At 45.7% G+C, this 10,407-nt stretch carries 11 protein-coding genes; 8 read left to right on the forward strand and 3 right to left on the reverse strand.

The annotated features are described in order from the left end of the window. Positions 1 to 591, forward strand: a 591-nt coding sequence (locus GY843_RS07460) for a TRAP transporter small permease subunit (RefSeq protein WP_367183816.1), incomplete at its 5' end; no start/stop codon positions are given. Between the two features lie 12 nt (positions 592 to 603). After that, on the forward strand, positions 604 to 1,893 hold the full coding sequence (locus tag GY843_RS07465) for a TRAP transporter large permease subunit (protein WP_297308121.1): 1,290 nt from the start codon (positions 604 to 606) through the stop codon (positions 1,891 to 1,893). Between the two features lie 845 nt (positions 1,894 to 2,738). On the opposite strand, the gene GY843_RS07470 is transcribed toward GY843_RS07465, so the two are convergent. Beyond that, positions 2,739 to 3,170, reverse strand: a complete 432-nt coding sequence (locus GY843_RS07470) for a VOC family protein (protein ID WP_297308123.1) — start codon at positions 3,168 to 3,170, stop codon at positions 2,739 to 2,741. 14 nt (positions 3,171 to 3,184) lie between these two features. Between GY843_RS07470 and GY843_RS07475 the strand changes: the two genes are divergently transcribed. Further along, positions 3,185 to 3,433 carry a GIY-YIG nuclease family protein gene (locus GY843_RS07475; RefSeq protein ID WP_297308125.1) on the forward strand — a complete coding sequence of 83 codons (249 nt, stop codon included), beginning with the start codon at positions 3,185 to 3,187 and terminating at the stop codon, positions 3,431 to 3,433. A 29-nt stretch (positions 3,434 to 3,462) separates the two neighbouring features. Here GY843_RS07475 and ccoG read toward each other — a convergent pair whose 3' ends face one another. Further along, positions 3,463 to 4,857 (reverse strand): cytochrome c oxidase accessory protein CcoG, encoded by a 1,395-nt coding sequence (gene ccoG, locus GY843_RS07480; RefSeq protein WP_297308127.1) that lies wholly within the window; start codon positions 4,855 to 4,857, stop codon positions 3,463 to 3,465. Positions 4,858 to 4,992: 135 nt separating this feature from the next. On the opposite strand from ccoG, the gene GY843_RS07485 reads away from it, so the two are divergent. The 5 genes from GY843_RS07485 (at position 4,993) to GY843_RS07505 (ending at position 9,713) form a co-directional block, all read left to right on the forward strand. Continuing rightward, a complete protein-coding gene (locus tag GY843_RS07485; protein WP_297308129.1) occupies positions 4,993 to 6,411 on the forward strand; it encodes a PLP-dependent aminotransferase family protein in 1,419 nt (472 codons plus the stop codon). A gap of 84 nt (positions 6,412 to 6,495) precedes the next feature. Then, the gene (locus GY843_RS07490) at positions 6,496 to 7,194 is read left to right on the forward strand and encodes a DUF2796 domain-containing protein (protein ID WP_297308131.1); all 699 of its coding nucleotides are present in this window, start codon (positions 6,496 to 6,498) and stop codon (positions 7,192 to 7,194) included. 9 nt (positions 7,195 to 7,203) lie between these two features. Next, a complete protein-coding gene (locus GY843_RS07495; RefSeq protein ID WP_297308133.1) occupies positions 7,204 to 7,908 on the forward strand; it encodes an ABC transporter ATP-binding protein in 705 nt (234 codons plus the stop codon). Next, positions 7,905 to 9,164 (forward strand): FtsX-like permease family protein, encoded by a 1,260-nt coding sequence (locus tag GY843_RS07500; protein ID WP_297308135.1) that lies wholly within the window; start codon positions 7,905 to 7,907, stop codon positions 9,162 to 9,164. Before GY843_RS07495 ends, GY843_RS07500 begins: the two co-directional genes overlap by 4 nt. 9 nt (positions 9,165 to 9,173) lie before the next feature. Beyond that, positions 9,174 to 9,713 carry a DUF3299 domain-containing protein gene (locus GY843_RS07505; protein ID WP_297308137.1) on the forward strand — a complete coding sequence of 180 codons (540 nt, stop codon included), beginning with the start codon at positions 9,174 to 9,176 and terminating at the stop codon, positions 9,711 to 9,713. Positions 9,714 to 10,198: 485 nt separating this feature from the next. Here the strand turns inward: GY843_RS07505 and GY843_RS07510 are convergent. Continuing rightward, positions 10,199 to 10,407 (reverse strand): inorganic diphosphatase (locus GY843_RS07510; RefSeq protein ID WP_297308139.1); only part of this gene is annotated, 209 nt, incomplete at its 5' end.

The following is a 10,407-nucleotide window of genomic DNA, read 5'->3' on the forward strand; positions in this document are numbered from 1 at the left end:
CCGGTTGGCACCGCTCTGGTGCCAACCATCTTTTCCAACCTTTCAGGAGCTAGCATGTTTCTATTGAGACTTGAGCAGGTGATCAACAGCTTCTCAGATATTCTGGGTAAGATCTCTGCCGTCCTGTTTGTACTTATGCTCTTCAACGTCTTTATCGATGTTGTAATGCGTTATGTTTTTAATGATGTCTCCATAGGGATGCAGGAGCTTGAATGGCACCTATATGCCTCGGTTTTTCTGCTAGGTGTGCCTTACACACTACGAGCAGGTGGTCACGTACGTGTTGACCTGATCTATGAACGTCTTAGCGCTAAAACCAAAGCGCTGATCGATATGATCTGTACTGTAATTCTTCTGATTCCGTTCTGTGCACTGGTTGCGTGGTACGGGGTTGATTTCGCTCGCGAATCTTTTGAGCTGGGTGAAATGTCAGGCGATCCAGGCGGACTGCCTTATCGCTGGATTATTAAATCTGTTATTCCGTTTGCCTTTTTTGCCATGCTGATTAGCGGCATCGGATTGTTCCTGAAATCTTTAAATATCTACCTGGGTTACCGCCAGGCTGATCATTACGAACCACCGCAGCACTAAGGAGCCTGAATAATGATTGGTATTATCATGTTTGTTGTGGCGCTGTTGATGCTGCTTGTCGGCTTCCCAGTTGCCTTTACCTTTGGTGGTGTTGCGTTGATCTTCGGTGTATTTGCCGAAGGTGCTGAAATGTTTGCTTTTATGCCGTTCCGTATCCAAAGCATTATGGAAAACACGGTATTGATGGCGGTTCCACTGTTTATTTTCATGGGTATTGTCCTGCAGAAAACCCAACTGGCAGAACAGCTGCTGGAGTCGATGGGTAAACTGTTCGGTGGTGTCCGTGGTGGTTTGGCTATTTCCACAGTACTTGTAGGTGCGCTGCTGGCGGCTTCCACCGGTGTAGTAGGTGCATCTGTTGTAGCAATGGGTCTGATCTCGCTACCGGTAATGTTGAAGTACAAATACGACAAATCCCTGGCCTGCGGTACGATCTGTGCGTCTGGTACTTTGGGTCAGATTATCCCTCCATCTATCATCCTGATTATCTTAGGTGATGTACTGGGTATCCCAGTTGGAGACCTATTCAAAGCTGCGGTTGGCCCTGGCCTAATGCTGATCGGTATCTACGTTGTTTATATTCTTATCTATAGCTTTGTTAAGCCTGAAGCGGCGCCGGCATTGCCTTTGGATGACGATGTTGATTCTAAACGTGAACAATACATGAAAGCGTTGAAAGCGATTATTCCTCCGCTAGCGCTGATTTTAATTGTATTGGGTTCTATCTTTGCAGGTATTGCGACACCAACGGAATCTTCTGCACTAGGTGGTGTGGGTGCGATGGTATTGGCTGCTCTATACCGTCAGTTCAGTTGGAAAATGGTACTGGACTCCGCAACTGAAACAGTAAAAGTAACTGCGATGGTATTTGCGATCCTGCTGGGTGCAACTGCCTTCTCAATGGCATTTACATACACAGGTGGTGATTACATTGTTGAAGAACTTCTGTCTGATCTGCCGGGTGGTGCTCAGGGCTTCCTGATCCTGTCTATGATTGCGATCCTGATCCTTGGTTTCTTCATCGATTTCGTAGAGATCAGCTTCATTATCGTACCTATCTTGGCACCTGTAGCTGATGCCCTGGGTATTGCTCCGGTATGGTTCGCGATTCTGATCGCGATGAACCTGCAGACAAGTTTCCTGACGCCTCCATTTGGTTTCAGTCTGTTCTACCTCAAAGGGGTGGCCCCTCCGAGCGTGCAGACAATGGATATCTACCGTGGTGTGATGCCATTTATCCTCATGCAGGTAGCAGTCGTTATCTCTATTCTTCTGTTCCCTGGTTTCTACGGGTTAGCGTAAGGATGGATTTATTGTAAGTGCGAAAGCTCATCTCCGGGCTGGTCTATTAACAGTCAGCCCACTTCCTTAATGGTTCATTCCCATTGTGTCCTGCTTGATCGAGCAAACTGGACTGCCCCATCATTGATGGGGCTTTTTTTTATCCACGCCAGCATATTTCACGAAGGCGCTCCTTATCTGCCATTGGTAGCCATTCGTTACAGATAGTTCAGTGTATGCAGTAATACTGCTTTGCCTGATTATCCCCTTTGTAAAATATGCTAATAGATAATTCCCTTAGTTTTCAGTTTATTAAAGTTTTCTGTGGATAACTTTATGAATAACTTTGGGGTAGATGGCTGAAGGGCCCATGAAATATGACAGTTCAGCAATTTGTTCTTTCTCTGATCAGTATTTAAAACTCTTGAAATACAACGAGTTATAGGTTTTATATTGTGGGTTCATAGATTTGTTTGTTTTTTATCCACACTGGAAGGGGTGGGAAAAAATATGTGGATTTTTATCTGTTTTAGTGAAAATTATATTGACTTGTTTCAATCCTGAAATGATCAGTACTGCGAGATAAGTAGGTCCTTACATTGAGCAGGGAAAGGGCTGTTTTGCTGTTTTAATTAGTGTGAACTGACCTTAAGAGTTAAGGAACCTACGAATAAGTCCCTGCTAACTTCTGGCTTTCAGTTTGATGTGTAATCAAGGCAGCGCTTTGCAGTAATGTCTGGACCTTACAAAAAGCGAAAACGCAGAGTACGCATCAAACTGAATGCCCCGTAGGGCAAGGCCTGTCGCACGCAACTTCGTTGTTGCAACCTTTGCTAAGGGCTATGGCCATTAGCGGCAGATTGCGCCTAGAATTTGCGCACGGCAGGATCTTGCAGAAACCGCAGGGACTTGTTCGCAGGTTCCTTAGATATCTCGATAAGGTTAAGGTCAGGATCCCGTATATATACAGAATTGATAGGACCAACTGCTCCGGTTCTGTTTACAGGACCTTCTTCAATATCAATCCCCGCGTTTGTAAGGTGCTGGATAACTTCAGTGATCGGGGTGGAGGTTATAAAACAAAGATCTGCACTTCCGGGTAAAGGAGTCTCTGCTTTAGGTTCAAACTCGTTGCCCTGTTGGTGGAGGTTGATCTTCTGGTTACCAAAGCAGAGAGCTTTACGGCCTTGAGAAAACTCGATAGTTTCCATTCCTAATACAGTTTCATAAAAGGTGGTAGTACGGTTAATATCTTTAACCGTTAAAACCAGATGATCCAGAGATTCAACTTTAATCATTCCAAGGCCGGCTGATGTCAGATTGGTTCGTTTACATGCTACGTTGTTCAGATGATACTTTATATACCGGTGTAACGACCGATACTCAAAGGCGTTTGCGTCAGCATAATGGTGAACTGGTGGGGGGGGCGAAATATACCAAGCTCCGCCGTCCGGTAGAGATGATCTGGACTGAACCCCACCCTGATCGTTCAACCGCATCAAAGCGTGAGTACGCTATCAAAAAATTACCCCGCCAGAAAAAGCTCGAGCTGGTGGGGTAGGACTTAACTGCCTTAGGGGCAATACTGTCTTAAGGGGCAATAAAAGTACTTTGCTTAGTGCCGCTGAATTCTCCTTGCGTGAAATTAAACGCTATTGGGTTAGAACCTGATAAATAACCTTCCTCAGCGCAAACGGTGTATATCTCTGTTGCGTACTGGTTATTCAGTAGCACAGGGTTAGGGCCTCTCAACGTGAGCGGCTTGGTGGCATGATCACTTGTGACATGGAGCCTTAGCTGCTGCAATTCCGGGGAGAACGATTCCAGCTCTACATGGTAGTTGTTACAGATTTGATTCCCTGACAACTGGAACAGTTGACCACGCTCCTTCTCAATATTGATTAGTAATTCTGTACGGTTCTGTAATCCATAGGTAACCCCCCAGATACTGATAACGCACAGACTCAGATAAGCAATCAGGCGAGGTCTGAGATAGACCGATTGTTCAGAGGATGGTGACGGAGCTCTTTCCAATTTCTTTTCAGAATAGAAGCCGATTAACCCGGTTTTTCGTCCCAGTTTTTGCATTACCGTGTCACAAGCATCAATACAGGCTGCGCAGTCGATACAAGCGGCCTGAAGGCCATCACGAATATCGATTCCAGTAGGGCAGACTTGAACACAGATATTGCAGTCGACACAATCTCCCGAATTTTCTGCATCCCCTCTCAGGTGGGTGCGAGGTTCGCCCCGTTGCTTGTCGTAGCTGACCGTTAAAGTGTTCTCATCAAACATCACACCCTGAAATCGTGAATAGGGGCACATGTGCAGACATACTTTTTCGCGCACCAATCCTGCGTTGAGATAAGTAAGGAGAGTCATGCTGATAATCCAGCTCAGGGTAAACAGAGAAGCCTCTGCGCTAATCAGCTGTGTAATTAGAGTTTCGATAGGGACGAAATATCCACTGAATGTAACGGCAGTCATTAACGCAACAGCAAACCAGAGAGTGTGTTTAGTAATCCTGCGGAGGAGCTTACTGCCAGAAAGAGATGCCTGTTCTTCTTTGCTACGTTGGGCTGCTTTGCCTTCAGTTAGATCTTCGATACGGATAAATATCCAGGTCCATATTGATTGTGGGCAAGCAAAGCCACACCAGACCCGGCCCCATCCGACAGCCATAAAGAACAGCAGACTTGCCCCACTGATCAGTAGGCCGGATAGCACTGGCAGGTCATACCAGGATAGTTCTGTACCTAACAACCAGATGCTATGCGCTGGGAAATCAAACAATACTGCAGGTTTGTCATCAATCTCTACCCAGACCATGCCAAAAAACAGCGCGATTAACGGCCAGCTGATTAATCTGCGTAGGTTCTGAAAAAAGCCCTCGGTCAGTCTTACATGGAACTTACCGTTACCGGGTAAACGGGGAGAGGAGGGTAACGTGGTGATAGGGATGGAGTTTGGATTCTGGTTGCTCATGATTCATTGCTTCATAGTGAATTACGAGTAAATTTACCGGATAAAGATTGATAGGGTCAGGATCAATAAAATCAAATATAATGGGTACAGATTAGGCGAGCTTTCAAAAAGTTTATGTAGCAATAGGTGAAACTTATGTCTTATTTGTATCAGGATCTGGAAATAGAACTGACCGAGCTGATTAGGTCGGGTGAGCTTCCGGTTGGTACAAAACTGCCCTCCATCAGGCAGCAGTGCTTAGAACAGAATTTATCTAAAGCTACAGTGCTACATGCTTATCAACGCCTTGAAGCAGCTGGCCTGATTGAGGCTCGGTTTAAATCTGGATTTTATGTTTGTAGTCGTACCAGTGTGGATAGGCTCGTGCCTTCTGCTCCAGATGTGGATACATCACCACAGCTGGTGGATATGAGTGATCTGATGCGTGATGTAATGGAACACAGCGCTGCCTTTGATATCTGTCCACAAGATGCAGGTTATGCAGAAACACCTGTCGGTATTACAGAGCTCAATCGCTGTATCGGTAGAGCATTACGAAGCCAGCGAGGCAATGATCATGCTTATTATGATGAGCCTGCAGGGCTACAGGGGTTAAGGCAGGTAATAGCGGAGCGCTATAATCGGATGGGCTGCCGGTTAAGTGCTGAGGATGTCAGTATCACAGCTGGATGCCAGCATGCGCTTTCCTTAGCTCTGCAGAGTTGCTGCCAGCCAGGAGATATTGTCGCTGTTGAGTCTCCCGGTTTTTATGGTGTGTTGCAGCTCATAGAAAGTATGGGGCTGAAAGCTTTAGAGATTCCCGCAACCTCGGAAGAGGGGATCTCTGTTGAGAGTTTGCAGGCAGCGTTACAAAGCTGGCCTGTTAAGGCTTGTGTGGTTACTCCAGCCTTTTCAACGCCTACCGGGGCTCTATTACCACAGCAGTCTAGAAGTGCGCTATTGGACCTGGCGGAGCAATACGATTTTAAAATCATCGAAGATGATATTTATGGCGACCTGGCCTTTGCTCAGCGGCCTGCACCGTTGAAGCAGATAGATAGGAATAATCGGGTTATCCTCTGTGGCTCCTATTCGAAAGCCTTATCAAGGCAACTGCGTCTTGGTTGGATAATTAGTTCCCAGCAAAAAGAGATCAAGCGCCTCAAGATGGTGAACTTGTTGGCATTGAGTCGATTTACCCAACAGGGGCTTCTGGATTTCATCACCGATGGAGGTTATGACAAACATCTGCGGAAGCAGAAGTTGTTACTTCAGCAACAGCGGGATCAGCTGTTATTACTGCTGGATCAACACTGGTCACGGTTGGGCTCAATTAGAGTTAGCCAACCTGCAGGTGGTGTGGCTTTATGGGTAGAATTAGAGCCGGAGTACGATTTTTCTGAATGTTACTTAAAGGCTAGAGAAGCAGGTGTATTAATTACCCCTGGCAATCTTTTTACAGCGCAAGATAATCGCTACCGAAATTGTTTACGTCTGAGTTATGTTCACCCTTGGAACTCCAGACGGGAAGAGGCTTTGAAGGCACTTGCTGAGATCATGCTGGCAAGTAAATAAGCCGGGTTATGGGGTTCAATATTGGCAACTAAAATAGTTAACAGTATAGTAAATGTTATATTGTAACTTTTAATGGTTTTGGTTATGAAAAAGATTCTTAGTCCTGCTCTTCCTGCGTTTTTTCTTTCTACGGTTTGTTATTCTTCTATGGCAGCAGCATTTGAAGTTCAGCATGAGAGTCATGTTCATGGGGAAGGTGAGCTAAATATAGTAATTGAAGGGACCCAGTTACAGGCCGAATTAAAGCTTCCAATGATGGATGTTGTCGGCTTTGAGCATGAAGCGCGTACCTATGACGATAAAGCCAAGGTGAAGCAAGCACTGCAGAATCTGGAAGATGTTTATCAACTGATTAAGTTGCCTGATGCGGCGCTCTGCCTGAAAGGAGATGTAGATGTCCATTTGGGGGGAGATCATGATGAACATGATCATGGTAAGGAACATAGCGATCATGAAGAGCATGCGCACCATGAGAAGGAGCATGAACATGGACACCATGAAAAAGAACATGATCACCATAAAGAACACGCACATCATGAAAAAGAGCATGACCATCATGGGCATGACGAACACGATCATGGGGATGGGCATACTGAAGACCATCAGGATGTTCATGCGCACTATCAGTTTAAGTGTGTAAAACCGGAGCTTCTGAATCAGATTGAACTGGGTTATTTCGCAAAATTCCCATCAATTGCGCACCTTAAAGTGAACCTATTAAGTGACCAGGCTGTCATAAGCCAGGAATTAAGTTCAGAGACACCGGTTCTCAAAATTAAATAGCGGGTAAGAATGTCGAAACTGGCGATAGAAATCAGTCAACTCAGTTACGCTTGGGAAAAGGATAAACCCATACTCAGTATTAACGAGTTAGCTATCGCCAGAGGAGAAAGGATTTTCCTCAAGGGGCCATCGGGTAGCGGTAAGAGTACGCTGCTCAACCTTTTAGGCGGAATCCTTACGCCAAATACAGGCCAAATTCGGTTGTTAGACAAAGAGATAACAACCATGAAAGCCAGTGATATTGACCATTACCGCTCGGATCATACCGGGTTTATCTTCCAACAGTTTAATCTCTTACCTTATCTTGATCTTATCGATAACGTAGTATTGCCTTGTCGCTTCTCCAAGCGGCGTATGGCTCAGGCGCAAGCTAAATATGGTACTGCTGATAAGGGAGCCGAAGAACTTTTACAGCGTTTGGGGCTTTCTGACCCAGATCTTTTACAGCGCAGTGTTTTGGAGCTATCTACCGGACAGCAGCAAAGGGTCGCTGCTGCGAGAGCTTTGCTTGGTTCTCCCGAGATAGTAATAGCTGACGAGCCTACCTCAGCTCTGGATACAGAACACAGAGATCAGTTTATTGAGTTACTAACTGAGTTGTGTGAGGACGCCGGTTCGACCTTACTTTTTGTCAGCCATGACGCGGCTTTACAAGAGCATTTTACCCGGACAGAAATATTACAGCCTTCGGAGAAAGGAGGTTATTACCTATGATTCTCCTGCGTCTGACTTGGTTTAGTTTGCTCAATCGCAAAAGCACACTATTGCTCACTATTCTCTCCATCAGTTTAAGTGTGGTACTTCTGCTGGGTGTGGATATGGTTCGGCACCAGGCTAAAGAAGGGTTCTCGTCAACAGTCTCTGGAACAGACCTGATCGTAGGCGCGCGTAGTGGTCAGATTAATCTTTTACTCTATTCTGTCTTCCGTATTGGCAACGCCACCAATAATATCTCCTGGCAAAGTTATCAGGCTATCAGTCAGCACCCTAAGGTGAAATGGAGTATTCCTCTGTCGCTGGGTGATTCGCACAAGGGCTATCGCGTTCTCGGTACCAATACCGATTATTTTAAGCATTACCGATATGGTAAGAAGCAGCCTCTGACCTTTCGCCAAGGGCAACAGTTTAATAGTTTATATGATGTGGTTCTGGGGGCGGAAGTTGCCAATAAACTTGGCTATGAGATAGGAGATAAAATTGTTATAGCCCATGGTGCGGGGAATGTGGCACTAGTGGAACATGACGATAAACCCTTTTCAGTCGTTGGCATCCTGGCGCCTACTGGCACTCCGGTGGATAACACGCTACATGTGAGCCTACAGGCTATAGAAGCTATTCATGTCGATTGGAAGTCGGGAATGAAACTGCCGGGTGTGAATATCTCCGCGGAGCAAGCTGCTTTGCTGGAATTGCAGCCTAAGCAGATCACTGCGTTTATGTTGGGGCTGCATTCCAAACTGTCGACCTTCCATCTGCAACGGTCGATCAACCAATATAGAAAAGAACCGCTGTTAGCGATTCTTCCGGGGCTGACGCTGCAAGAGTTATGGCAGATGTTTGGCTTGATGGAAAAAGCGCTGTTATTGGTTTCTGCTCTGGTCGCTGTATCCAGCCTGATAGGGCTGCTAACATTAATGTTAACAAGCCTGAATGAAAGGCGGCGCGAGATGGCAATTCTGCGCTCGGTAGGGGCTAGGCCACTGCATATCTTTTTGTTATTGATGTTTGAGTCTTTGCTGATTACTTTCTTAAGTATCGCGTTGGGTGTTGTTCTTTTTTATGCATTGCTGATTGCTGTTGCGCCAGTATTACAGAGTGAGTTTGGTTTATTGCTTTATCCCCAGGTGCTAACCCTATGGCAGTGGCAGTTGTTGGGTATTCTATTTTTTGTAGGCTCCATTGTTGGTCTTATACCTGGGTATCGCGCGTATAAGAACTCTCTGGTAGATGGTATGGCCATAAGAGTCTAAGTGGTAATTATGTTTTCTTTGTTTCGTAAAATAGTTGTTCTTTGTTCACTGATCTTTTCAATGCAGGTTTATTCTGCAGATATGATTAATGGAGAAGAGATTAAGGAAGTTGAGTGGGAGCAACTGATGCCAGCTGATTTCACATTTGATGATATTTTTGATGTGGAAAAACTGGCTGCAATCGATGACTTCGACCCCAAAGCACAGCAGATACTTGATGAGATGATGATTGCAATGCAATCAGCACCTATAGTGCCGGAGATGGATGGCCAGATGGTTAAGCTACCGGGTTATGTTGTTCCCATTGAGGCGGATGGTCTGAATGTAACCGAATTCTTTTTGGTGCCTTACTTTGGCGCTTGTATCCATACGCCACCACCACCGTCCAACCAGATTATCTATGTGCGGTTTGAGCCGGGTACCAAGGTCGAGAATCTATATGATGCAATCTGGGTAACTGGAAAACTGAAAACGGAAAGTATGCAGCATGAGCTGGCGACGTCCGGCTATATTATGGATGCTTTCCAGATAGCTCCATACGAACTGTAAATCTGGCAGTTTCTTTGTGAACTCCCTTGAAAGTAGCCCTGTCACTTGGACAACTTCGTCATAGCTCAAAATGCGGCACTTTCATATTCCATCTGTGATGCCGAGCACTGCAAGATTTAATCGAAAAGGGCGAAGCCTGTTTGAGACTTCGATAGAAGTCGAGTTTTATAGCCGCAAGGCGGCTACCCTTACGGGCCAGCTGAAGCTGTTCAAACTTCGTTTGTGTCAGCCCCGGTTAAATCTGAAGCGCGCAGGGGAGTTGGTGAAGCCAACCAAGCAGTTGGGTCGGCTTTGGGGTGTTGGGGTATTTGCCGAAACAAATACCCCAACTCGCTTACAGCGAAAACAAAAGTGTGACTTTACAACTTTGCCAATTCTGGAAAAGCCCCCACGAATAATAACCACCCTGAAGTAGGTCATTTAAGGCTCACAAACAAAAACGCCCTGAACAAGTCAGGGCGTTTTGATAATCAAGAGAAGGTAGCTTATTTAGCTTCTTCGTATGCCTTAACACCAGCAACGATAGCTTCACGAGCAGCGTCAGCGTTGCCCCAGCCTTCAACTTTAACCCACGTACCGTCTTCCAGACCTTTGTAGTTCTCGAAGAAGTGCTTGATGCTATCCAGCTCAAGCTGTGGCAGGTCTTCAATGTCATTTACGTCACGGTAAGCTTTAGTCAGCTTGTCGTGAGGAA

The organism is Neptuniibacter sp., assembly GCF_024231755.1.
GTDB lineage: Bacteria > Pseudomonadota > Gammaproteobacteria > Pseudomonadales > Balneatricaceae > Neptuniibacter.